This is a genomic window from Xanthomonas sp. WHRI 6106 (assembly GCF_040202405.1).
Classification (GTDB): domain Bacteria; phylum Pseudomonadota; class Gammaproteobacteria; order Xanthomonadales; family Xanthomonadaceae; genus Xanthomonas; species Xanthomonas cannabis.
This window is the reverse complement of the sequence record NZ_JBEGFC010000013.1, coordinates 121,733-146,075: the sequence shown is the minus strand read 5'-3', so window position 1 is coordinate 146,075 and position 24,343 is coordinate 121,733. Positions and strand designations below refer to the sequence as shown.

The 24,343-nt window shown below is 64.9% G+C and carries 21 protein-coding genes and 1 riboswitch; of the genes, 12 read left to right on the top strand and 9 right to left on the bottom strand.

The genetic code is table 11. The features are described 5' to 3' along the window. Positions 1–2 precede the first annotated feature (2 nt). Together rlmN and ndk are read right to left on the bottom strand one after the other, a co-directional pair. Positions 3–1,208: a dual-specificity RNA methyltransferase RlmN gene (gene rlmN / locus ABQZ09_RS17670; protein ID WP_039403811.1), complete on the bottom strand. Its 1,206-nt coding sequence runs from the start codon at positions 1,206–1,208 to the stop codon at positions 3–5. Between the two features lie 18 nt (positions 1,209–1,226). Next, the gene (gene ndk / locus ABQZ09_RS17665; RefSeq protein ID WP_349777508.1) at positions 1,227–1,652 is read right to left on the bottom strand and encodes a nucleoside-diphosphate kinase; all 426 of its coding nucleotides are present in this window, start codon (positions 1,650–1,652) and stop codon (positions 1,227–1,229) included. Between the two features lie 219 nt (positions 1,653–1,871). Here ndk and ABQZ09_RS17660 point away from each other — a divergent pair, with 219 nt between their 5' ends. The 3 genes from ABQZ09_RS17660 to ABQZ09_RS17650 all read left to right on the top strand — a co-directional run bounded on the left by ABQZ09_RS17660 (position 1,872) and on the right by ABQZ09_RS17650 (position 6,269). Continuing rightward, positions 1,872–2,504: a TetR/AcrR family transcriptional regulator gene (locus ABQZ09_RS17660; RefSeq protein WP_039403856.1), complete on the top strand. Its 633-nt coding sequence runs from the start codon at positions 1,872–1,874 to the stop codon at positions 2,502–2,504. Positions 2,505–2,528: 24 nt separating this feature from the next. Further along, positions 2,529–4,901: a 3-hydroxyacyl-CoA dehydrogenase/enoyl-CoA hydratase family protein gene (locus ABQZ09_RS17655; protein ID WP_349777507.1), complete on the top strand. Its 2,373-nt coding sequence runs from the start codon at positions 2,529–2,531 to the stop codon at positions 4,899–4,901. 162 nt (positions 4,902–5,063) lie between these two features. Then, complete coding sequence (locus tag ABQZ09_RS17650; protein ID WP_349777506.1) at positions 5,064–6,269, top strand: acetyl-CoA C-acyltransferase; 1,206 nt, start codon at positions 5,064–5,066, stop codon at positions 6,267–6,269. 158 nt (positions 6,270–6,427) lie between these two features. On the opposite strand, the gene crcB is transcribed toward ABQZ09_RS17650, so the two are convergent. The 5 genes from crcB to ABQZ09_RS17625 all read right to left on the bottom strand — a co-directional run bounded on the left by crcB (position 6,428) and on the right by ABQZ09_RS17625 (position 13,854). Continuing rightward, on the bottom strand, positions 6,428–6,829 hold the full coding sequence (gene crcB, locus ABQZ09_RS17645; RefSeq protein WP_104580620.1) for a fluoride efflux transporter CrcB: 402 nt from the start codon (positions 6,827–6,829) through the stop codon (positions 6,428–6,430). Between the two features lie 114 nt (positions 6,830–6,943). Next, positions 6,944–7,012: riboswitch (Fluoride riboswitch) on the bottom strand. 2 nt (positions 7,013–7,014) lie between these two features. Next, positions 7,015–8,304: a replication-associated recombination protein A gene (locus tag ABQZ09_RS17640; RefSeq protein ID WP_266103901.1), complete on the bottom strand. Its 1,290-nt coding sequence runs from the start codon at positions 8,302–8,304 to the stop codon at positions 7,015–7,017. A gap of 244 nt (positions 8,305–8,548) precedes the next feature. Then, a complete protein-coding gene (gene lolA, locus ABQZ09_RS17635; protein ID WP_349777505.1) occupies positions 8,549–9,178 on the bottom strand; it encodes an outer membrane lipoprotein periplasmic chaperone LolA in 630 nt (209 codons plus the stop codon). Positions 9,179–9,276: 98 nt separating this feature from the next. Beyond that, positions 9,277–11,202 carry a DUF3857 domain-containing transglutaminase family protein gene (locus tag ABQZ09_RS17630; protein WP_349777504.1) on the bottom strand — a complete coding sequence of 642 codons (1,926 nt, stop codon included), beginning with the start codon at positions 11,200–11,202 and terminating at the stop codon, positions 9,277–9,279. Between the two features lie 294 nt (positions 11,203–11,496). Then, positions 11,497–13,854, bottom strand: a complete 2,358-nt coding sequence (locus ABQZ09_RS17625) for a DNA translocase FtsK (protein WP_047695180.1) — start codon at positions 13,852–13,854, stop codon at positions 11,497–11,499. Positions 13,855–14,138: 284 nt separating this feature from the next. Between ABQZ09_RS17625 and trxB the strand changes: the two genes are divergently transcribed. From trxB to infA, 4 genes are all read left to right on the top strand, one after another. After that, complete coding sequence (trxB, locus tag ABQZ09_RS17620) at positions 14,139–15,107, top strand: thioredoxin-disulfide reductase (protein ID WP_349777503.1); 969 nt, start codon at positions 14,139–14,141, stop codon at positions 15,105–15,107. Between the two features lie 57 nt (positions 15,108–15,164). Further along, positions 15,165–16,283: a GNAT family N-acetyltransferase gene (locus tag ABQZ09_RS17615; RefSeq protein WP_349777502.1), complete on the top strand. Its 1,119-nt coding sequence runs from the start codon at positions 15,165–15,167 to the stop codon at positions 16,281–16,283. A gap of 229 nt (positions 16,284–16,512) precedes the next feature. Next, entirely contained in the window at positions 16,513–17,262 is a 750-nt protein-coding gene (aat, locus tag ABQZ09_RS17610) for a leucyl/phenylalanyl-tRNA--protein transferase (RefSeq protein ID WP_039564595.1), read from the top strand. A gap of 80 nt (positions 17,263–17,342) precedes the next feature. Then, positions 17,343–17,561, top strand: coding sequence for a translation initiation factor IF-1 (infA, locus tag ABQZ09_RS17605; protein ID WP_002813418.1), 219 nt, complete (start codon positions 17,343–17,345; stop codon positions 17,559–17,561). A gap of 168 nt (positions 17,562–17,729) precedes the next feature. On the opposite strand, the gene clpA is transcribed toward infA, so the two are convergent. After that, positions 17,730–20,012 carry an ATP-dependent Clp protease ATP-binding subunit ClpA gene (gene clpA / locus ABQZ09_RS17600; protein WP_039403881.1) on the bottom strand — a complete coding sequence of 761 codons (2,283 nt, stop codon included), beginning with the start codon at positions 20,010–20,012 and terminating at the stop codon, positions 17,730–17,732. A 142-nt stretch (positions 20,013–20,154) separates the two neighbouring features. Continuing rightward, positions 20,155–20,475 (bottom strand): ATP-dependent Clp protease adapter ClpS, encoded by a 321-nt coding sequence (gene clpS / locus ABQZ09_RS17595; RefSeq protein WP_016901748.1) that lies wholly within the window; start codon positions 20,473–20,475, stop codon positions 20,155–20,157. Positions 20,476–20,564: 89 nt separating this feature from the next. On the opposite strand from clpS, the gene ABQZ09_RS17590 reads away from it, so the two are divergent. From ABQZ09_RS17590 to ABQZ09_RS17570, 5 genes are all read left to right on the top strand, one after another. Continuing rightward, positions 20,565–20,729, top strand: a complete 165-nt coding sequence (locus ABQZ09_RS17590; protein WP_349777501.1) for a hypothetical protein — start codon at positions 20,565–20,567, stop codon at positions 20,727–20,729. Then, positions 20,726–21,184: an NUDIX hydrolase gene (locus ABQZ09_RS17585; RefSeq protein WP_228315177.1), complete on the top strand. Its 459-nt coding sequence runs from the start codon at positions 20,726–20,728 to the stop codon at positions 21,182–21,184. Before ABQZ09_RS17590 ends, ABQZ09_RS17585 begins: the two co-directional genes overlap by 4 nt. Next, positions 21,181–22,317 carry a tRNA 2-thiouridine(34) synthase MnmA gene (gene mnmA / locus ABQZ09_RS17580; RefSeq protein WP_349777500.1) on the top strand — a complete coding sequence of 379 codons (1,137 nt, stop codon included), beginning with the start codon at positions 21,181–21,183 and terminating at the stop codon, positions 22,315–22,317. Before ABQZ09_RS17585 ends, mnmA begins: the two co-directional genes overlap by 4 nt. After that, complete coding sequence (gene hflD / locus ABQZ09_RS17575) at positions 22,317–22,931, top strand: high frequency lysogenization protein HflD (RefSeq protein WP_039564599.1); 615 nt, start codon at positions 22,317–22,319, stop codon at positions 22,929–22,931. The genes mnmA and hflD overlap by 1 nt, the downstream gene beginning before the upstream one ends. 146 nt (positions 22,932–23,077) lie before the next feature. Next, the gene (locus ABQZ09_RS17570) at positions 23,078–24,268 is read left to right on the top strand and encodes a methyl-accepting chemotaxis protein (RefSeq protein ID WP_039403891.1); all 1,191 of its coding nucleotides are present in this window, start codon (positions 23,078–23,080) and stop codon (positions 24,266–24,268) included. Positions 24,269–24,343: the final 75 nt, after the last annotated feature.

The window sequence follows — 24,343 nt, the reverse complement described above, 5'->3', positions numbered from 1 at the left end:
GTTCACGCTGCCGCATCTCGATCGGCCTGCCCTTCCAATGTGCGGCGGAACTCCGCCTGGCGACGGGTACGGTCCATGACCTGCCCCTTGAGTTGCCCGCATGCCGCATCGATGTCGTCGCCACGGGTGCGGCGAACCATCGTCAGCACCTGCGCATCGAGCAGGATCTTCTGGAATGCGCGAATCTCCGTCTCGCCCGAGCGCTCGTAACGCGTACCAGGGAACGGATTGAACGGAATCAGGTTGACCTTGCCGGCGTCCTTGGACTGCACCGCATTATCGAACTGCCGCATCAACCGGGCCAGCTGGCGCGCATGCTCCGGCTGGTCGTTGATGCCCTTCATCAAGGTGTATTCGAAGGTCACCGAATCGCGCTTCTTGCTGCCGCGCAGATAGCGCGCGCAGGACTCCATCAGCTCGGCGATCGGGTACTTCCTGTTCAACGGCACCAGGCTCTCGCGCAGCGTGTCGTTGGCGGCATGCAGGGAGACTGCCAGCGAGACGTCGCTTTCGGTCGAGAGCCGGTCGATCATCGGCACCAGGCCGGAGGTCGACAGCGTCACCCGCTTGCTGGCCAGGCCGTAGCCCAGATCGTCGCGCATCACGCTCATCGCGCGCACGACGTTGTCGAAATTCATCAACGGCTCACCCATGCCCATCATCACCACATTGGTGAGGCGGCGCTGTTGATGCGGCACGTTGCCCAGGTGACGCGCAGCGACCCACACCTGACCGATGATCTCGGCGGTGGTGAGGTTGCGGTTGAAGCCCTGGGTGGCGGTTGAACAGAACGTGCAGTTCAAGCCGCAGCCGACCTGGGAGGACACGCACAGCGTGCCGCGGCCCTTGTCGGGGATGTACACGGTTTCGATGGCGTTCTTGCCGTCGGTGCCCATGGCCAGTAGCCATTTGTGGGTGCCGTCGGTAGAGGGCTTGTCGAACACGACGTTGGGGACGAGGACCTCGGCATGCTGGTGCAACTTCGCACGCAATGCCTTGCCGAGGTCGGTCATCTGGTCGAAATCGGTGACGTAGCGATGGTGGATCCACTTCATCACCTGATGGGCACGGTAGCGCGCTTCGCCGAGCGTGTCGGCGAAGAAGCGCTCCAGTCCCTCGCGGTCGAGGTCGAGCAGGTTCTGCTTGCGCAGTTCCGGGGTACGGACGGGAACGTCCTGCAGCACGGAGGGGATCACGACCTCATTCACGATTCGACTCTCTCGGCCTCAGCGCGAGACCACTTCGGTGGCGGCAAAGAAATACGCGACTTCGTTGGCAGCGTTCTCGACCGAATCCGAGCCATGAGCGGCGTTGGCATCGATCGAATCAGCGAAGTCGGCGCGGATGGTGCCCGGCGCAGCGTCTTTGGGATTGGTCGCGCCCAGCAGGTCACGGTGTGCGGCAACGGCGTTCTCGCCTTCCAGCGCCTGGATCATCACCGGGCCGGAGATCATGAACTCGACCAGCGCATTGAAGAACGGGCGCTCACGGTGCACGGTGTAGAAGCCTTCGGCTTCGCGACGCGACAGCTGCTTGTACTTGGCAGCCACGACCTTCAGGCCAGCCTTCTCGAAGCGGCTGTAGATTTCACCGATGACGTTCTTGGCAACGGCGTCGGGCTTGATGATGGACAGGGTGCGCTCCAGCGCCATGGGAAGTTCTCCGTTGGGCGGGCCACTGAAGGCCCGAGGTTATCATGAAAAAAACCCGCGTCAAAACGCGGGCTTAGGCTTCTTTGCGATGGTCAATTCTATCGTGTCGCCCATCCATTTGCACACCGCCCCCCTGAATCGTGCTGCATTGCCGCATGACGCGCCTGCAACCAAGCCCGTAGACTCAAACAATCGTTTGATTGAGCCTTACCCCAGCGCATGCCCAAGCCTGCCCACTTCTCCACCAAGGACCGCATTCTCGGTGCCGCCGAGGAGCTGTTCGCCCAGCATGGGTTTGCAGGTACCTCGCTGCGGCAGCTGACCACCCAGGCCGACGTGAATATCGCTGCGGTCAACTATCACTTCGGCTCCAAGGAAAACCTGGTCAACGAGGTGTTCCGCCGCCGGATGGACGAGATGACTGCCGCACGGCTGCAGCAGCTGGAGGCAGCAAGGAAAACCCGGCCCGGCGAACTCACTGCCGTGCTCGCCGCCTTCGTCGAGCCGGCACTGGCGATGGCGCAGGACCGCCAGAACGGTGGCGCCTTCGTGCGCGTGATTGCCCGCGCCTACGCCGAAAAGAACGACAACCTGCGCAAGTTCCTGTCCGACCATTACGGTCATGTGCTGCGCGAATTCGGCAAGGCCATCGCCGTCTGCGTGCCGGGCCTGAGCAAGGAAGAGCTGTATTGGCGGCTGGACTTCCTGGCCGGCGCACTCACCTACGCCATGGCCGACTTCGGCTTGATCAAGCGCCCGGCGGGCGTCAGCGAGGCCGACCACCGCACGCGCGCGGCGCGCGAACTCATTCGTTTCGCGGAACCCGGGTTCCGCGCTCATTCCACACCGTAAACGCTCCACCAAGAGGCCATTGCTATGTCCAATCCGTTGCTAGTCCGTCGCGCCGCCGTGCTCGGTGCCGGCGTCATGGGCGCGCAGATCGCCGCGCACCTCACCAATGCCGGTGTCGACACCGTGCTGTTCGACCTGCCTGCCAAGGAAGGTCCGGCCGACGGCATCGTGCTCAAGGCCATCGCCAATCTCGGCAAGCTCAGCCCTGCCCCGCTCGCCAGCAAGGCGCTAGCCGAAGCGATCACCCCGGCCAACTACGAAAGCGGCCTGGAGCAGCTGCGCGACTGCGACCTGATCATCGAGGCGATCGCCGAGCGGATGGACTGGAAGCAGGACCTGTACAAGAAGATTGCTCCGTTCGTGGCCGATCATGCCGTGCTGGCCTCCAACACCTCCGGCCTGGGCATCAACAAGCTTTCCGACGTGCTACCCGAGCAGCTGCGCCACCGATTCTGCGGCGTGCATTTCTTCAACCCGCCGCGCTACATGCACCTGGCCGAGCTGATTCCGGCCAAGGGCACCGACAAGGCCGTGCTCGAAGGTCTGGAAGCGTTCCTGGTGACCACGCTCGGCAAGGGCGTGGTGTATGCCAAGGACACCCCGAACTTCATCGGTAACCGCATCGGCGTGTTCTCGATCCTGTCCACCATCCACCACACGCAGGAGTTCGGCCTGGGCTTCGACGAAGTCGATGCGTTGACCGGCCCGCTGGTGGGTCGCCCGAAGTCGGCTACCTACCGCACTTCGGACGTGGTCGGCCTGGACACCATGGCGCACGTCATCAAGACCATGGGCGACACCCTGCCGGACGACCCGTGGCACCAGTACTTCACCTCGCCGAAGTGGCTGGAAGCGCTGATCGCCAAGGGCGCGCTGGGCCAGAAGGTCGGCGCCGGCATCTTCCGCAAGGTCGGCAAGGACATCGTGGTGCTGGACCTGCAGAAGCAGGATTACCGCGCCGCTGATCGCACTGCCGCGCCGGAAGTGGTCGAGATCCTGAAGATCAAGAACCCGGCGGAAAAGTTCGCCAAGCTGCGTGAAAGCCAGCACCCGCAGGCACAGTTCCTGTGGGTCACGTTCCGCGACCTGTTCCATTACAGCGCCTATCACCTGGCCGACATCGCCGAGACCGCGCGCGACGTGGATCTGGCGATCCGCTGGGGCTACGGCTGGTCGCTCGGCCCGTTCGAAACCTGGCAGGCCGCCGGCTGGAAACAGGTGGCACAGTGGATTGCCGAAGATATTTCCAGCGGCAAGAGCATGAGCAGCGCGCCGCTGCCGAACTGGGTGTTCGACGGCCGCGATGGCGTGCATGGTGCGGAAGGCTCGTACAGCCCGGCGCGCGATGCCAAACTGCCGCGCTCTGCCCTGCCGGTCTACAAGCGCCAGCGCTTCCCCGATCCGTTGCTGGGCGAGCAGTTCTCGCCGGGCGAGACCGTGTTCGAAAACGACGGCGTGCGCATGTGGCATGACGGCGACGACATCGCTGTGGTCAGCTTCAAGACCAAGATGAACACCGTGTCCGACTACGTGCTCAACGGCCTGCAGGAAGTCGTCGGCCGCGCCGAGAAGGACTTCGCCGGGTTGGTGATCTGGCAGCAGAAGGAGCCCTTCTCTGCCGGTGCGGACCTGGCCGGCGCGCTTGGCCTGCTGCAGGCCGGCAAGGTCGATGCGTTCGACGCGTTGGTCGCCAATTTCCAGGCCACCAGCCAGCGCATCAAGTATGCGCAGGTGCCGGTGATTTCTGCGGTGCGCGGCCTGGCACTGGGCGGCGGTTGCGAGTTCCAGATGCATAGCGCCAAGACCGTGGCCTCGCTGGAAAGCTACATCGGCCTGGTGGAGGCCGGCGTCGGCCTGCTGCCGGCCGGTGGCGGCTTGAAGGAAATCGCGGTCCGCGCTTCGATTGCGGCGGGTCCGGGCGGCGACGTGTTCGCCGAGTTGAAGAAGACCTTCGAAACCGTCGCGATGGCCAAGGTGTCCAACTCGGCGGTCAACGCCAAGGAGCTGGGCCTGCTGCGTGCCACCGACAAGATCGTCTTCAACAGCTACGAGGCACTGCACATCGCCAAGGCCGAAGCCCGTGCCCTGGCCGAGGGTGGCTACCGCGCTCCGCTGCCGGCCCGTCGCATCCAGGTCGCCGGCGATGTGGGTATCGCCACTTTCAAGATGCTGCTGGTCAACATGCTGGAAGGCCGTTTCATCAGCGAATACGACTACGAGATCGCCACCCGCATCGCCACCGTGGTCTGCGGCGGCGAAGTCGATCGCGGCGCGTTGGTGGACGAAGAATGGTTGCTCAAGCTCGAGCGCAAGCACTTCGTCGAACTGGCGCAGCAGGAAAAGACCCAGGCGCGGATTGGGCACATGCTCAAGACCGGCAAGCCGTTGAGGAACTGAGATTCGGGATTGGGGATTGGGGATTCGTAACAGCGCGTCCCCAGTGCTCCACCATTCTCACTTCCACCAAATTCATCCGCCGGGCAGGAACATTCGGGCACGCGGATTCGCTTTGACGAATCCCAACTCCCGAATCCCGAATCCCGGCTATCGGAGATAGCCATGAGCAAGCAGATTCAAGACGCCTACATCGTTGCCGCCACGCGTACGCCGGTCGGCAAGGCACCCAAGGGCGTGTTCCGCAATACCCGTCCCGACGACATGCTGGCGCACGTGCTGCGCGCAGTGGTCGCGCAGGCGCCGGGCATCGACCTGTCGCGGATCGACGACGCCATCATCGGTTGCGCCATGCCCGAGGGCGAGCAAGGCATGAACGTGGCGCGCATTGGCGTGCTATTGGCCGGCCTGCCGAATTCGGTCGCCGGTCAGACCATCAATCGCTTCTGTTCGTCCGGCATCCAGGCCGTGGCGATGGCGGCCGACCAGATCCGCCTGGGCAATGCCGACCTGATGCTGGCCGGCGGAACCGAGTCGATGTCGATGGTGCCGATGATGGGCAACAAGGTCGCCATGTCGCCGAGCGTGTTTGCCGACGACCATGTGGCCATCGCCTATGGCATGGGCATCACTGCCGAAAAGGTCGCCGAGGAGTGGAAGGTCTCGCGCGAAGATCAGGATGCGTTCGCATTGGCTTCGCACCAGAAGGCGATTGCCGCGATTGCTGCCGGCGAGTTCCGCGACGAGATCACCCCGTACGAAATCCATTCGCACCAGCCCGAACTGGCGGGCAATGTCATCGCGCTGCGCAAGCGCCTGGTCGACACCGACGAAGGCCCGCGCCCGGACAGTTCGCTCGAAGGCCTGGCCAAGCTGCGCCCGGTGTTCCGTAACGGCCAGTTCGGCGGCAGCGTGACCGCTGGCAATTCGTCGCAGATGAGCGATGGTGCCGGCGCGGTGTTGTTGGCGTCCGAGCAGGCGATCAAGGATTACGGCCTGACCCCGCTGGCCCGCTTCGTCAGCTTCTCGGTCGCCGGCGTGCGCCCGGAAGTGATGGGCATCGGCCCGATCGCCGCCATCCCCAAGGCACTCAAGCAGGCCGGTCTGACCAAGGATCAGCTCGACTGGATCGAGCTCAACGAAGCCTTCGCCGCGCAGGCGCTGGCAGTGATCCGCGACAGCGAACTGGACCCGTCCAAGGTCAACCCGCTGGGCGGCGCGATCGCGCTGGGCCATCCGCTGGGCGCCACCGGCGCAATCCGCGCCGCCACCCTGGTGCACGGCCTGCGTCGTCGCCAGCAGAAGTACGGCATGGTCACCATGTGCATCGGCACCGGCATGGGTGCAGCGGGCATCATCGAAGCGCTGTAAGTCAGGCATCGCAAGATCGGCCGCCATGCCGCTCTCGTCAAACAGGTCAGATGCTCACCGAAGGCGTGCGAAAGCACGCCTTCGGATTTTTCGAAGAGCACGGCTTACCAAGCACGCAAGACGCGTCTGCCTGTCGCGAGGGTGCGGCAAGCCGCGACCTAGCGTGCAATCAACCACTGCCCGGCACGCGCACCGGCAAACACCAACGTCAGCCCGGCCACCAGGGTCACCGCCAGATACACGCCGATCAGCGTCGAGCGGTCGCTGCGCGCGAACATCAGGCACTCCATCATCAGCGACGAAAAGGTGGTCAGCCCGCCGATCACGCCGACAATCAACAAGGCGCGTAGCGGCCAGCTCGAAGGACCACGCGCCTCCAGCCACACCATCAGCACGCCGGCGACGAACGAGCCCACCAGGTTGACGGTCAATGTTCCCCACGGGAACCCGCTGCCAAAGCGCTGCAGCAACGATGCGCCGATCGCAAACCGCAGTCCCGACCCCAGCGCTCCGCCGGTCATTGCCAGCAACAGTTGCTGCCACCACACCGGCGCGCTCATGCGGTAACCCCGCAGTCGGCGGCCGGCAGTGTCTTTGAAGAACCAGCATGCAAAAACGGCATCATCCATCCTCGGTCAAGAAGCGATGCCGGGCACGGACCTGCCGCCCCGGCGGGGTGGGCAGGCATCATCAGCGCGCAGAGCGCGTGCGGTTCAAGGAGGAATGCCATCTCCTGCGGCCACGATTATGCCGTGGACTTGCCGGCCTTGTCAGCCCGCGCCTGGGCGCGCGCGGCGCGTAATCGATCAAGCTTTTCCTTGAGCTTGATCTCCAGCCCGCGCGGTACCGGGTTGTAATAGACCCGCTCTCCCATCGCATCCGGAAAGCCGGTCTGATCCAGTGCGATACCGCCTTCGGCATCGTGGTCGTACTGGTAATCCTGGCCGTAACCAAGCGTCTTCATCAGTTTGGTCGGTGCATTGCGCAGATGCAGCGGCACCTCTTGCGTGCCGGTGGCGCGCACTTCGGCCTTGGCCTGATTGAAGGCGGCATAGCCGGCGTTGGATTTGGCAGTGCTGGCCAAATACAGCACCAGCTGCGCGAAGGCCAGTTCGCCTTCCGGGCTACCCAGGCGCTCGTAAATATCCCATGCCTCCAGCGCCATGCTCTGCGCGCGCGGATCGGCCAGACCGATGTCCTCGATCGCCATGCGGGTCAGCCGGCGCGCCAGATAGGCCGGGTCACAGCCGCCGTCGAGCATGCGGGTGAGCCAGTACAGCGCGGCATCCGGGTTGGAACTGCGTACGGACTTGTGCAGTGCCGAGATCTGGTCGTAGAACTGTTCGCCGTTCTTGTCGAAGCGACGAGTGCGGTCGGCCAGCACCTGCAGCAGCGTCTGCGGCGTGATTTCGCCGCCCTCGCCGGTCGCCAGCTCGGCGGCGATTTCCAGCAGGGTCAAGGCGCGCCGCACATCGCCATCGGCGGCGCCGGCGATTTCCAGCAACGATGCATCGCTGACCTGGATCGTCTCCTGGCCCAACCCGCGCTCGGGATCGTGCAAGGCCCGCTGCAGCGCTTCGACGATGTCCTGCGGCGACACCGCTTCCAGCACGTGCACGCGGCAACGCGACAGCAATGCCGAGTTCAATTCGAACGAGGGGTTCTCGGTGGTCGCGCCGACGAACAGAATCGTACCGCGCTCGATGTGCGGCAGGAACGCGTCCTGCTGCGCCTTGTTGAAGCGATGCACCTCATCGACGAACAGCACCGTGCGCCGACCACCGGCAAAGCGCTGCGCGGCTTCGGCAAGCACCTGCCGCACCTCCGGCAATCCCGACAACACCGCAGAAATCGCCTTGAATTCGGCATCCGCGTAATGCGCCAGCAGCAGCGCCAGCGTGGTCTTGCCGCAGCCCGGCGGGCCCCACAGGATCATCGAATGCACGCGGCCGGATTCCACCGCGCGGCGCAGCGCGCTATCGGCTGTCAGCAGACGCTTTTGACCGACCATTTCATCCAGCGTGCGCGGACGCATGCGCTCGGCCAGCGGACGCAGGTGATCGGCGTCCACGCTGAGCAGATCGGCGGTGCCTTCAATGGGGGATCTGGTTCGTGCCACGCCCCATTCTATCGCGCCATCGCGTTAGGGCATTGCGGTGACGGTGCGCGTTGGCGGCATGCACCGTGCCGGCCACGCATGGGTCTTGAATGCGAACGACGATGTGGCGGCAGACGCCTTTGCAGAGAAAGACATCTGCAGGTGCCGTGCAAGCGACCCGTTACTGCGCGTCGCCTACCACATCCACACCCTTGGCCGGGGTGTAGCGGAAGGTGTCGGCGGCAAATGCAGGATTGCGTTTCCACCCGCTGAAGCTGATCGCGGTGCGCTGGCCGACCGCATCGACGACTTCCATCCTGGCCAGGCCGTCCTTGCCGAACCCGAGCGAGGCCATCTGGAAGCTGGCTTCGGTGTCGACCTTGGGCGTCAGCGACAACCACCGCAGCCCGTCGCGCGGTGCGGCTTCTTCGCTGACGTCGTACTGCTTGTCCAGGCGCGCCGGGTCGATCAGGGCCACCAGCGGGCTGTTCTGCTCTTCGCTGCCCTGCGCACGCACCGTCACCTGCTCCAGGTCGGGGTCAAACACCCACACCTTCCTGCCGTCGGCCACGATCAACTGCTTGTAGGGCTTGGCGTATTCCCAACGGAACAGGCGCGGTGCCGATAAGGCCACCCGCCCGCTCGAGCGCTCCTTGACCCGGCCATTGCCATCGGTGACCTGCTGGTTGAACTGCCCGTCCAAGCCTTTCAGGCCGCGCGTGAACGTATCCAGCTCCTGGCGCGCACCGGCAAACGCGGTACCGGCGAACAGGGCGGTGGCGAGGACGGCATAACGGAGCTGGCGATGCATCGCGGTCTTCCTGAAGGAGTGCGTCAATTCTGAAGCTTCGTAGATGAATGGGTGAGCGCTATCGCATCGACCTGTTCATGCGGCGCACTCGCCCGCCGTCATGGCGCGGTCTGCACCTTGGCGAGATCGCCATACACGATCTGCCCGCGAAAACCGCGTCGCACCTGCTGGTAGAGCTCGCGAAACGCGCGATAGTCCTGCGGCTGGCACAGCGCCTGCGGCCCACGCACGGCAGCACGCTGCAGGCGATGCACCGCCGTGACGGTGTGCCCCTGCCGCGTCCAGTCCACTGCGTACTCGCCCGCGGCATTGCGAAACCTGCTGCTGCGCGGAATGGCGATGATCGGCACCGTCTCCGGGAAGGTCACCACGTAGGTTTCCTCACGCACGCTGTCATTGCAGTAGAACGGGGTCAGATTGTCTTCGGCCGAGGTGGTGGTGTAGATGCCGCGCGTGGATTCGGCCCCCGGCATGTCCGGCAAGGTCATGCCGCCGACCACCGAAAAATCCACCGCGTCGTCGGCCTGGAAGCGATAGCGATAGTTAAACGGCGCGTCCAGATCCAGCGGATCGCCCTGGATCAACAGATCGCCGGTGCCGTCGAAGCCGGACTGGGCAATGATCGACTCTTCGATGCGGTTGCGGTTTTGCGCATTGAGCTGCACGAACATCGCGCGCAGGCCCACCTCGCCGGTTTGCCCGCTATCCAGTGTGGTCAGGCCCTGCAGGCCGCCCTGCGGCGTGAACCGGTACTCGGTGCGCGCGACATAGCGATTGACCTTGCGGTCGTTCGGCGGCGTGTGCGTGACCTTGCCGTCGCGCGTGTGCACTACCGGCGCACCGAGATCGCCGGCCGGCAACTGCCCGAAGCGTGCGTACGGGTTGGTTGAATCGACATACAGATCGAACGCCGGGATGTAGGTGATGGCGTGATTGAAGCGCCCCAGCACCGGGATCGGCGGCAGCGTCGGCCCGCCCTCGGCGCCGATCAGCACCGGCGTGCTGGCGATGCCCTTGGCCGCCAGCAGCGCTTCGAGGATGACGGTGTGGTCCTTGCAGTCGCCGTAATGGTTGGCCAGGATGCTGTCGGCGCTATTGGGTTCCAGCCCGCCGTTGCCCAGATACACCGCGACATAGCGGATGTTGCGCGCCACCCAGGCGTACAGTGCCGCCGCCTGCGCGCGCGGGTCGTCGATGCCTTGGGTGACCTGGTCGGCCACTGTCTGGATCGCCGGCGTGACCGCCGCCGCGCGCCCACCCTTGACGTGATAGGCCAGGCCCATCTGCGACCAGCTGTCAAAGGTGCTGGCCATCAAGGTGGGGCTGAACTCCCAGGTCGCCGCGCTCCAGTTCTGGTTCTTCATCGGCACGGCGCGTTGATACCGCCACTCCCAGCGTGCCTGATCGCCGCGGACCACCGGCTTGGTGCCGCCCTGCAGGCCGCGCACGGACAAATGCATCGGCAGCGCCTTGGGCGCCACCAGGGTAACCACCGCATCGTCGTACTGCGCAAACACGCTGAAGGTCTCCCACAGGCTGAAATAGCCGGGGAAATACGGGGTGTTCTGCGCCCGACGCACGCGGTAGACGATGCGCGCGCCCGGCGCCAGATTCGGGAACACCACCACCTTGACCTTGCGATCGGCGTACATCGCCGCCGAGGCGCTGGAGTAGCTCTCCTGGGTATAGATCTTGTCGGTCGCCACGTCCTGGCGCAGGCCTTCGGCGGTAACGGTGTAGGCCGCCAGTACCTCGAGGGTTTCCATCTTCTCGCTATAGCTCAGCCGCACCTGGCTGAACTGCTCCACCGCCGACTTGGTCTTCAGCAGGATCTCGTACTCGTCGGTCTCCACGCTGCTTGCGTCGGCGCGCACTTCGTAGTCGGCGCGATAGCGCACGAAACTGTAGTTGGTATCGGCCTGCGTGCGCGGTGCAGCTGCGGCAGGCGCGGCCTGCTGTTGCGCCTGGGCAAGCAGCGGCGCGGAGACGATCAGCACAAACAACAACAACGGACGACGCAGCATGGGTCTCGATCGCGGCGGGCCGGAGCGGCCCTTCGTCAGACAGGGTAGCCGGTGTGCCGCGCGATGACAGGCATCGACTTCCAACATTGCCGCATTGCCGGGCCCGGTTGCGCTCGCCACTGCACTGCACGCGGTGGACCGCCGCGGCCTGGGCAGGCCGCCTCAGTGAGCCGCCAAGGCCAACCAGAATGACCCAGGGCGCAGGCGTCGGGCGCGGCGGCGGGCTGCAATCTGCACGCCCCGTAACGCCACCCGTCCCGATCGCCGGCTAGCCCGCTGCGATCGCCGCCGCACTCACTTGGGCGGCGGCGGTGCCAGCACCGTGCGGTCGCCGTTGTGTTCGGGCGGGCTGACCACGCCAGCGGCTTCCATTGCCTCGATCAGCCGCGCAGCGCGGTTGTAGCCGATCTTCAGGCGACGCTGCACGCCGGAAATCGAGGCGCGTCGGGTCTCCGTCACGATCCGCAGTGCCTCGTCATATAACGGGTCGGACTCGTCGCCGCCACCGCCACTGCTTTCCGGCAGGCCGGTGGCACCGACCACCGTGCCATCGCCCATGGTCTGCACTTCGTCCAGTACGCCGTCCACATACGACACCGGCCCGCTGGCCTTGAGGTGCTCGACCACGCGATGCACTTCTTCGTCGCTGACGAAGGCGCCGTGCACGCGGTCCGGCAGCGCGGTGCCCGGCGGCAGGTACAGCATGTCGCCATTGCCCAGCAGCGCCTCGGCGCCGGACTGGTCCAGGATGGTGCGCGAGTCAATCTTGGAGCTGACCTGGAATGCCACGCGGGTCGGGATATTGGCCTTGATCAACCCGGTGATCACGTCCACCGACGGACGCTGCGTGGCCAGGATCAAGTGGATACCGGCCGCACGTGCCTTCTGTGCCAGACGCGCGATGAGCTCTTCGACCTTTTTACCGACGATCATCATCATGTCGGCGAATTCGTCGATGAAGATGACGATGAACGGCAGCGTTTCCAGTGGCCGCGGCGCTTCGCCCAGTTCCGGATTCGGCTTGAACAGGGGGTCCATCAGCGGCTGGCCGGCATCCTCGGCGTCCTTGACCTTCTTGTTGAAGCCGGCCAGGTTGCGCACGCCCACGGCGCTCATCAGCTTGTAGCGCCGCTCCATTTCGGCCACGCACCAGCGCAGGCCGTTGGCGGCTTCCTTCATGTCGGTGACCACCGGCGCCAGCAGATGCGGAATGCCCTGGTAGACGCTCAGTTCGAGCATCTTCGGGTCGATCATCAGCATGCGCAGTTCCTTGTGCGAGGCCTTGAACAACAGGCTCAGCACCATCGCATTGACCGCCACCGACTTACCCGAGCCGGTGGTACCGGCCACCAGCAAGTGCGGCATGCGCGCCAGATCGGCCACGGTCGGGCGTCCGGCGATGTCCTTGCCCAGCGCAAGCGTCAGTGGGCTGGCCGACTTGTCGTATTCCTTGGAGCGCAGAAGCTCCGACAGGAAGATCATCTCGCGGGTGACATTGGGAATTTCCAGGCCGATCACCGACTTGCCCGGAATCACGTCCACCACACGCACCGACTTCACCGACAGCCCGCGCGCGATGTCCTTGTCCAGCGAACTGATCTGGCTGACCTTGATGCCTGGCGCCGGCTCGATTTCGAAGCGGGTGATCACCGGGCCCGGATAGGCCCCGACCACCTGCGCCTCGATGCGGAAGTCCTTGAGCTTGAACTCGATCTGCCGCGACAGCGTTTCCAGCGTTTCTTCCGAATAGCCCTTGGCCTGCGGCTTGGGATCGTCCAGCAGCGCCAGCGGCGGCAGGTCCGAGCCGTCGGTACTGACGCCCTGGAACATCGGAATCTGGGTGTCGCGCTTGGCGCGTTCGCTTTTTTCCACCACCGGTGCCGGCGGCGGCTCGATCTTCACCGGCTCGCGCTTGGCCTGCTTGACCGCATCGACCTTGCGCACTTCCTCGCGCTCCTCGCGCATCACCCGGGTCTGCTGCCACTCGCTGGCCTGGTGGGTCTTGCGCTGCATCAGCGGCCCCAGCGCCAGCACCCACCTGCCGATGCGCTCCATCACCGCAAACCACGACAGGCCAGTGGCTAGGGTGATCGACACCAGCAGCAGCACCAGCACGAACAGGTTCGCGCCCAGCGCGCCGAAGCCGGCGCTCAGTGAGTTGCTCACCAATCGCCCAAGGATGCCGCCCGCCCCCGCGACGTCGCCATTGAACAGGCGCAGGTGCAGGAAGCCGGTCGAGGAGATCAGGAAGCCGACCATGCCGACCAGGCGCAACGCCGGCCCCAGGTCGGCCTCGGCCTGCCCTTCCTTGTCCATGCCGAACAAGGCAATCCAGGCCACCGCGCCCAGCACCACCGGCAGCAGGAAGGCCACGTAACCGAACAGCTGCAGCAACACGTCGGCAATCCAGGCACCGACACGGCCGCCCATGTTGTGCACCGGCGCGACCACGCTGCCGGTCTGCGACCAGCCCGGGTCGGCGGCCGAATAGGTGAACAGGCTGGCCAGCAGATACAGCAGCAATGGCGCTACCGCAATCAAGGCCAGATCGCGCCAGAGCTTTTGCCGACGCGGATTGTCGGCCACCGCCGGCTTGCGCGACGACGACTTGCCCTCTGCGGGCTTGCTGCGTTCGGGAACCTGCTTTGCCACCTGTAGCCAGACCTTAGAAAAATGCTGTTAGTGGTTGATAATAAACGACTGAGGCCATGCTGACAGCTGTTGTATGACCACCGGTTGCCTCGCCGCGTGCGGATCAACGAAAAACGCCGCACGAGGCGGCGTCGGACATGCACTGCGGGCGGACCATGCCATCTGCGGCTCAAGCAGTTCCATCGCGCCGCCTTGATTCACCGGGTGGGGACCGCCACTCTATGCCGCCACGGGGGCGCGATTGACCTGCGCCATCCCTATCAATTCCTAGATCGCGAGTATACATGAGCGCCTCTTCTGCCAGTCCTGCCAAGCATTCCCGCCTGCTGATCCTCGGCTCCGGCCCGGCCGGCTGGACCGCCGCGGTGTATGCCGCGCGCGCCAATCTCAAGCCGGTGGTCATCACCGGGCTGCAGCAAGGCGGTCAGCTGATGACCACCACCGAAGTGGACAACTGGCCCGGCGACCCCCACGGCCTGATGGGCCCGGACCTGATGAACCGCATGCAGATGCACGCCGAGCGTTTCGACACCGAGGTGATCTTCGACCACATCCACACCGCGGACCTGTCGCAACGGCCGTTCCGCCTGGTAGGCGACAGCGCCGAGTACGCCTGCGACGCGCTGATCATCGCCACCGGCGCCACCGCCAAATACCTGGGCATTCCCACCGAAGAGGCCTTCAAGGGCCGCGGCGTTTCGGCATGCGCCACCTGCGACGGGTTCTTCTACAAGGATCAGGACGTGGTGGTGGTCGGCGGCGGCAACACTGCGGTCGAAGAAGCGCTGTACCTGTCCAACATCGCCCGCAAGGTCTACCTGGTGCACCGCCGCGATACCTTGCGCGCGGAAAAGATCATGCAGGACAAGCTGTTCGCCAAGGTTGCCGCCGGCAAGATCGAAACCGTCTGGCACCACGCCATCGACGAGGTGCTGGGCAACGATGCGGGCGTGACCGGGGTGCGGGTCAAGTCCACCATCGACGGCAGCACCCGCGACATCGACGCGCATGGCTTCTTCGTCGCCATCGGCCACCATCCCAACACGCAGCTGTTCGATGGCCAGCTGGCCATGAACAACGGCTACCTGGAGATTCGCTCCGGCCTGAACGGCGCGGCGACGGAAACCTCGGTGGCCGGCGTGTTCGCCGCCGGCGACGTCGCCGACCAGCACTACCGTCAGGCGATCACCTCGGCCGGTTTCGGCTGCATGGCCGCGCTGGATGCCGAGCGCTATCTCGACAAGAGCGCCTGAGGTGTCCGCTGACCGCCGTTGGCGCTGTGCGGCCAGCGCCAACGGCAGGCCGCGCACATGCGCGTGACCGCCCGCTGGTTGCGTCGGCTGGATGAGCTGCCGGCCGGTGCCTGGGACGCGCTGCACGATGGGACGCACCCCTTCATCAGCCATGCGTTCCTGCAGGGTCTCGAGCGCGAAGGGTGCCTGCGCCCGGACTGGGGCTGGAATCCGCTGCACCTGACATTGTGGGAAGGCGACACCCTGGTTGCTGCGGCACCGGGGTATCTGAAGAACAACTCGCACGGCGAGTTTGTGTTCGACCACGCCTGGGCGCATGCGTATGCACGTTATGGGCAGGAGTACTTTCCCAAGTGGTTGTGCGGGGTGCCCTACTCGCCAGTGACCGGCCCGCGCCTGTTAGGCGCAGCCCGGTGGCGCGGACAGTTGCTTACTGCGATGCAGGCATTGGTCGAGCGCAGCGGGCTGTCCTCGGCGCATGTGAATTTCCATCCGGCCAATGAGGATTCCGCATTCGCTGACGACTGGCTGGAACGCAACGATCTGCAGTACCACTGGCACAACGCCAGCGGCTGGAGCGACTTCGAGTCGTTCCTGGCAGCAATGGATCACAAGCGACGCAAGAACATCCGCCAGGAGCGCGCCAAGGTGCAGCGCGCCGGCGTGCAGCTACGCGCCGTGCATGGCGACGAAGCCAGCGACGCCGATCTGGACGCGATGTACGGCTTCTATCTCAAGACCTTCAACGAATACGGCAACTCGCCGGCGTTGACGCCGCAATTCCTGCGCCATCTTGCGCAGTATCTGCCGCGCCAGCTGGTGATGTTCCTGGCCGACCTGGATGGGCAGCCCATTGCCGGCGCGCTGTGCCTGCGCGGACGCGACACCCTGTACGGGCGTTACTGGGGCGGCGAGGCGCTGCCCGGCCTGCATTTTGAAACCTGCTACTACCAGGGCATCGAATACTGCCTGCGCGAAGGCCTGAGCCGCTTCGAGCCGGGCGCACAGGGCGAGCACAAGATTGCGCGCGGCTTCCTGCCGACCGTGGTGCGCAGCCGGCACTGGATTGCCGACGCCGGTTTCCGTGAGCCGCTGGCGCAGTGGTGTGCCGATGAGCGCCAGGCTGTCGCCCGGCACGCGCTTGAGCTGGCCGAGCACAGTCCGTTTCGCGACTGACGCGCGGTGATCGCGACATGGATCGCGCCAGCCTTTGCCGCGCGAGGACTCGCCCCATGCCACATAAGTGGCCTGCGCAAGGTGGATGGGGATCGTCGTCAGCGCATGGCAGCCACTGTGGCGCGCAGCCGTCAATTGGCCGGCGTTCGGCCCGTGCTCGCCCTGGCCCTGCTTGTGGCCGACTTGCATGGCATACCGCGCGCCACACGCCACGCTCTAAACTGCCGCGATGTCGCGCCCCCTTCCCTTTCTGCTTCCCGCCGATCCGGCCGCACCGTTTCCGCCGGCCGACCAGGCATTGCGCGAGCCGGACGGCCTGCTGGCCATCGGTGGCGACCTGTCGCCGCAGCGGCTGCTCAACGCCTACGCACATGGCGTATTCCCGTGGTTTTCCGACGGGCAGCCGATCCTGTGGTGGAGCCCGGACCCGCGCATGGTGTTCAGCACCGATGGCGTGCGCCTGTCCTCGCGCTTCAAACGCCAGCTGCGCAACAGCAGCTGGACCGTGCGCGCTGATACCGCCTTTGCGCAGGTGATCGCTGCCTGCGCCGCGATTCCACGTGCCGGCCAGGATGGCACCTGGATCACCTCACCGATGCAGCGCGCCTACATCGGCCTGCATCGGCTGGGCCATGCGCACTCGGTGGAGGTATTCGATGGCCAACGCCTGGTCGGCGGCATCTACGGCGTGGCAATCGGCCGGATGTTCTTCGGCGAGAGCATGTTCAGTGCAGAAAGCGGCGGCTCCAAGGTAGCGCTGGCAGCGTTGGCTGCCGATCTGCAGTCGCGCGGCTGGCCGCTGCTGGACGCGCAAGTGGAAAACCCGCACCTACTGAGCCTGGGTGCGCAGCGCGTGCCGCGCTCGCAGTTCCTGCAGTTGGTACAGCATCAGGTGGCCCAGGCAGAGCCGGCAGCCAGCTGGTCCGAGCGCTACGGGGAGCGCCCCGCAAGCGCCTTGGGTGAAGTCCGCTTAACATAAAATTTGCGCCGCGGGGAGATGGGGCGTAAAATGCCGTCCCTTACGGCCCTGCCGGGCCAGCCGTGACTGCACAGGATTACATGTCGAAAGACGACTCCATTGAATTCGAAGGCAGCGTCAGCGAGACGCTTCCCAATACCACGTTCCGGGTCAAGCTGGAAAACGGGCACGAGATCATCGCCCATATCTCCGGCCGTATGCGCAAGAACTACATCCGCATCCTGACCGGTGACCGGGTCAAGGTCGAGATGACCCCGTACGACCTGACCAAAGGCCGTATTACCTACCGCATGAAGTAAGCGGTTTGGGTGCCGAGACGCGAGGCGGCCCATGGCCGCTCTTTGTCGTGGCTGAGATTTTTGATTCGGATCGAAGCTGCTATCGCTTCTGGGCGTTGACGCCTAGGGTATACGCACAACAAAAAAAGCCGCTCGTTCGAGCGGCTTTTTTGACAGCAATCGCTGCGATCAGTCGACCGTGGCAGGCAGCAAACGCTCCGGCTCTGGATGCGCTTCCACGACTAGCTCGCCGTCCTTGACGTCGATGTTGACCCGTCCGCCTTCCACCAGCTTGCCGAACAACAGCTCGTCGGCCAGCGGACGCTTGATCTTCTCCTGGATGACGCGCGACATCGGGCGCGCACCCATCAACGGGTCGAAGCCGTGTTGCGCCAGCCAATCGCGCGCGGTGGGTGTGGCCGACAGCGACACATGCTTTTCCTGCAGCAGCATTTCCAGCTCGATGATGAACTTGTCCACCACGCGCAGGATGTGGTCGAAGCCCAGCGGCTGGAACTGCACGATCGCATCCAGACGGTTGCGGAACTCAGGCGTGAACCCGCGGCGGATCGACTCCATCGCATCGGTGGAATGATCCTGCTTGGTGAAACCGATCGATCGACGCGACGCCTGGGTGGCACCGGCGTTGGTGGTCATCACCAGGATCACGTTCTTGAAGTTCGCCTCGCGCCCATTGGTGTCGGTGAGGATGCCGCGATCCATGACCTGCAGCAGGATGTTGAAGATGTCCGGATGCGCCTTTTCCACCTCGTCCAGCAACAACACGCAGTGCGGGGTTTTGACGATCTTTTCGGTCAGCAGGCCACCCTGATCGAAGCCGACATAGCCCGGAGGTGCACCGATCAGGCGACTGATCGAATGCGCTTCCATGTACTCGGACATGTCGAAACGCACCAGTTCGATACCCAATTGCAGCGCCAGCTGCTTGGTGACTTCGGTCTTGCCCACGCCGGTCGGGCCGGCGAACAGGAAGTTGCCGATCGGCTTTTCCGGATTGGCCAGCCCCGAACGTGCCAGCTTGATGGAGCCGGCCAGGGTTTCGATCGCCGGGTTCTGGCCGAAGATCACCATCTTCAGGTTGCGCTCCAGGTGCTGCAGCACGTCCTTGTCGGTCGCGCTGACCTGCTTGGCCGGGATGCGCGCCATCTTGGCGACGATGGTCTCGATTTCTTCGATATCGATCAGCTCCTTGCGCTTGCCTTCCGGCAGCAGCCGCTGACGCGCACCGGCTTCGTCGATCACGTCGATCGCCTTGTCCGGCAGCAGCCGGTCGCCGATGTGCTTGACCGACAGATCCACCGCCGCCTGCAGCGCATCGTCGGCATAGGTCACGCCATGGTGCGCCTCATACTTGGGCTTGAGGCCCTGCAGGATCTCGAAGGTTTCGCCCACGGTCGGCTCGACGATGTCGATCTTCTGGAAACGACGTGCCAAGGCACGGTCCTTTTCGAAGATGCCGCGATACTCCTGGAACGTGGTCGAGCCGATGCAGCGCAACTCGCCCGACGACAGCGCCGGCTTGATCAGGTTGGACGCATCCATGGTGCCGCCGGACGCCGAACCGGCACCGATGATGGTGTGGATCTCGTCGATGAACAGGACCGCGTTGGGGACCTTCTTGAGCGCGCTCAACACGCCCTTGAGGCGCTTCTCGAAATCGCCACGGTACTTGGTGCCGGCGACCAGTGCGCCCAGATCGAGCGAAAAGATCACCGCGTCGGCCAGCACTTCGGGAACGTCGTTGTCGACGATGCGCTTGGCCAGGCCCTCCGCAATTGCGGTCTTGCCCACGCCCGCCTCGCCCACGTACAGCGGGTTGTTCTTACGGCGGCGGCACAGGACCTGGATGGTGCGCTCGATCTCGTCACCGCGCCCGACCAGCGGGTCGATCTTGCCGTTGCGGGCCAACTCGTTGAGGTTGGTGGCGTACTCGGCCAGCGCATCGCTCTTGGCCTCCCCTTCCCCACCCTCGCTCTTGGGCTCGCCATCGGCCGCCGACGGCTGTTCGCCGTCCTCGCCCAGCTTGGCGATGCCGTGGGACAGGTAGTTGACGATATCCAGGCGGGTGATGTCCTGCTGATTCAGGAAATACACCGCGTGCGAGTCCTTCTCGCCGAAGATCGCGACCAGCACATTGGCGCCGGTGACTTCCTTCTTCCCGGAGGACTGCACGTGATACACGGCGCGTTGCAGCACACGCTGGAAGCCCAGTGTGGGCTGCGTGTCGCGACCATCGTCCTCGGCCAGGCGCGAAACCGAGGCCTCGATGGCCTGCTCCAGGTCGTTGTGCAGGCGCAGTTGGTCCGCGCCGCAGGCCTTGAGCACGGCTTGCGCGGAAGGGTTGTCCAGCAGCGAGAGCAGCAGGTGCTCGACGGTCATGAACTCATGACGCGCCTCGCGTGCTCGCTTGTAGCACTGGCCGATGGTTTGCTCTAGGTCTTTGCTGAACATTGGTCACTCCGAACGGCTGTTGCCAACAATATGCGGCTTTTGTTGGGATTTTCCACAACCCTATCGGATAGGCATGTTCAGACGGCGTTAGCACGTGATTGCAGCCACACTGTTGCGCTGCTGGAATGATCTGGCGAATGCCTCAGGTCTGTTCCATCGTGCACAGCAGCGGGTGCTGGTTCATGCGCGAAAACTCGTTGACCTGGGCGACCTTGGACTCGGCCACCTCACGGCTATAGACCCCACAGACGCCGCGCCCACGGGTATGGACGTGCAGCATGACCTGGGTGGCCCGCTCCAGGTCGAGGTTGAAGAATTGCTGCAGCACCGTCACCACGAAGTCCATCGGGGTGTAGTCATCGTTCAGCAGGAGCACCTGATAGCGCGGCGGTGGCGCCACTTCAGGCTTGCTGGCTTCGACGGTGAGGCCATGATCGTGTTCGTGGGAGGTCTTCCGAGGCATCGGGCCATTATACGGTTCATCGCCGTGCGCATTGGACGATTTACGCTGCGGCCCGCACAATTTGTCTCCGATTCCCCGACTGGCCCTCGATGACTGACACCCTGACCGCGCTGCGACCGGCGCCGTCGTTCGCCTCCCCCCGGCACGTGGCTCCGGTACTGCATGCGATGCCGGGCCTTGCACCGCGCGCCGACACCATGGCTGCGCCGGATGTGCTGGCCCACCATTTGTTTGCGCAGGAGCGTCACCGATGAGCACCACCGATCCGCGTTGGCACCCGGACGTCACCGTGGCCACCGTAGTGGTGCGCGATGGCCGCCTGCTGCAGGTGGAAGAGACCATCGGCGGCCGCCTGTTGCTGAACCAGCCTGCCGGCCACCTGGAGCCAAACGAAAGCCTGCAGGACGCGGCGGTGCGCGAAACCCTGGAAGAAACCGGCTGGGACGTGCGGCTCACCCACTTCATCGGCATCTATCAGTGGGAAGCGCCTAACGGCCAATGTTTTCTGCGCTTTGCCTTCGCAGCCGAGCCGGTGACCCATCATCCCGAGCGCAGCCTGGACACCGGCGTGGTGCGTGCGCTGTGGGTGACACCGGACGAATTGCGCGATGCGACCGAGCGGCTGCGCAGCCCGCTGGTGTGGGAGGTGGTGGCGGATTACCTGGCCGGGCAGCGCCATCCGCTGGCATTGGTGCGGCACGTCGCATGAGCACGCCGCGCATCGTGGTGGGCGTGTCCGGCGGGGTGGATTCGTCAGTGGCCGCGTGGAAACTGGCCAGCCAGGGCGAGCCGATTGCCGGGCTGTTCATGCAGAACTGGGCCGATGACGGCAGCGGCGATTGCCGCGCCGAAGACGATCGTCGCGATGCGGTGGCGGTGTGCGGTGTGTTGGGTATTCCGTTTCACTTCCGCGATTTCTCCGGCGAATACTGGAGCGGCGTGTTCGAGCATTTTCTGGCCGAGTACGCGGCCGGGCGCACGCCCAACCCGGATGTGCTGTGCAACCGCGAAGTGAAGTTCAAGCACTTTCTGGACGCCGCCCAGGCGTTGGGCGCCGAGCGTATCGCCACCGGGCATTACGCCCGGGTGGCCCACAGCGGCGGACGCTGGCGACTGCTGCGCGGTGCCGATCGCGGCAAGGACCAGAGCTATTTCCTGCATCAGCTGGGGCAGACCCAACTGGCAGCCACCTTGTTCCCGATCGGCGACCTGGAAAAGAGCACGCTGCGCCGCATCGCCCAGGATGCCGGCCTGCCGACACATGCCAAGAAGGATTCGACCGGCATCTGCTTCATCGGCGAGCGCGATTTCCGCGAGTTTCTGGGGCGCTACCTGCCCGCCCGCACCGGCGAGATCCGTGACCCGCAGGGACAGCGCATTGCCGAGCATCCGGGGGTGTTCTATTTCACCCTGGGCCAGCGCGAGGGCCTGAACATCGGCGGCGTGCGCGGCCGGGCCGCGGCGCCGTGGTACGTGGTCGGCAAGGATGTGGCCAGCAACGTGCTGTATGTGGATCAGGACCGCGACAGCCCGCTGCTGCAGTCGCGCTGGCTGCAGTCCGAGCAGGCCCACTGGGTGACCGGTGCGCCGCCGGCACGCCGCTTCGACTGCACCGCGCAGACACGTTACCGCCAGCCGGATGAGCCGTGCACGGTGGACGTCCAGGACGATGGCAGCGTGCAGGTGCGCTTCGAGCGGCCGCAGCGGGCGGTGACGCCCGGGCAATCGCTGGTGCTGTACGACGGGCAAGAATGCCTCGGCGGCGCGGTCATTGCCGCCACCGACGCGCCGCTGGAACGTCAATTGGCAGGATCTTCTTTCTCCCCCGAGGGTGTGGCTTGATGAGTGTTTCCATGGATCACCGTGTGCTGGCGCTTGCCGGCGTCGCCCAGGCCCTGCAGCAGGTGCGGCGGATCGCCGAGACCGGGCATTCGGAGGCCGCGACGGTGCGTACCGCCATGGACAGCGTGTTCCGGGTGGACGCAGCGTCACCGGAGGCCGTGTATGGCTCGGCCGCTGCGGTGGCGCCGGGTCTGCGCTTGCTGCACAACTATTTCCGCAACCAGGGCCAGGACGATGTACTGCCGCGCCTGGCGCTGGCCGTGCTGCAGCTGGAGCGCCGGTTCGTCCGCGACACCGCGACCGTGGCCACGGTATCGAGCGGGATCGACGCCGCTGCACGCCAGGCGCAACAGCTGAACGACAGCGCGCACCCGGATGTGCTCAGTTCGCTGGGCGGGCTGTACGCGCAGACCATCAGCCACCTGCGCCCCAAGGTCATGGTGCAGGGCAACCCGCACTACCTGGGCCAGGCCGGGGTGGTCGCCGAAATCCGCGCGCTGTTGCTGGCGGCAGTGCGCTCTGCGGTGCTGTGGCGGCAGATGGGCGGCAGCCTGTGGGACTTCCTGTTTGCCAAGCGCGCGATGAGCGAGGCAGTCGATCGCGCCTTGCGGTGAGAGGACGCAGAAGACGGTTTCAAGCGCCCGCAACGGGCACTGGCGTGAGCCGCTGACGGCAACGCGGGCGAGACGATGTGGCGATCGTCGCTAAAGACAATGGGGGCAGTGCCGATACAGCAACCGTGACTCTGCCGAGAACGCCCATGTATTCACGTCCACTCATCCGTCTGGCCGCCCCTTTGGCCCTGACCTTGCTGTTTCCCTTCGCTGTCGGATTCGACTGGCCCGCTTCGGTGCGCTGGGCGATCCTGGCGACCATGACCCTCAGTTGGTTGGGTTTCGCTGCCTGGGTGACGTATTCCCAGTTCCGGCGTAATCCGGACCAGACCCGCATCCTGCGCGAGCAGGACCAACTGCTCAACGAACTGCGCACGTTCGTCAGCAACGAAGTCGACGGTTCGCGCTCGGAAGTCGAGCGTGCCCGCGAACTGATCCGCCAGGCCGTGTCCGGTCTGGGTGGCAGCTTCGAAGCGATGAACCGCAAGTCGCGCCAGCAAAGCCAGGCACTGGCCCGCATCGTCGACCGCGCCGGTGACGATGGCAGTGCCGGCGTCGACGTCGCCCGCTTCGCCCAGCACGCCAGCTCCCGCATGGAGCAGTTGGTGGAAGCGCTGGAACAGGTAAGCGGCCAAAGCACCAACACCGTCCATCACATCGATGAGATGGCCCAGCATCTGGATGGCATCTTCGCGCTGTTGGAAGACGTCAAGTCGATTGCCGACCAGACCAACCTCCTGGCCTTGAATGCCGCCATCGAAGCAGCACGTGCCGGTGAAGCCGGTCGCGGCTTCGCCGTGGTCGCCGACGAGGTGCGCAACCTGTCCGAACGTTCCACCACCTTCAACGAGCAGATCCGCAAGCTGGCACACAGCTCCAAGGAATCGATCGCCAAGGTGCGTGAAACGGTCTCGCAGCTGGCATCGCGCCACATGGACCGCTCCCGTGAGGCGCGCCATGAGTCGGCCGCCATGCTGGAGAACGTCGCCCAGATCAACGCCTCGTTGGGCGATGGCATGCGCGAAATCTCCGAATGCGCACGCTCCATCGATGGCAGCGTGGCCGAAGCGGTGCGTGCCCTGCAGTTCGAGGACATCGCCACGCAGACACTCAGCGGCATCCATACCCACCTGGATCGCCTCACCGCGATCAACCGCGAAGCGGTAGCGCTGCAGGAACTGCTGCATCGCAATGGTGGCGTGTACGACAGCGATCTGGTCGCCTCGCTCGCCAAGGTCTCCAACCGTCTGCGCGACATGCGTGTGGAATGGGAACGCCCGCCGCACAAGCCGGTGGCACAGCAGGGCATGGGTGCCGGCACGGTCGAGCTGTTCTGAGACCAATGCCGCCGCGCAGCTTCTGATTCCGACATTCCCCGGCCTTCCGGGGATTTGTCGTTCCGCAACGACCTG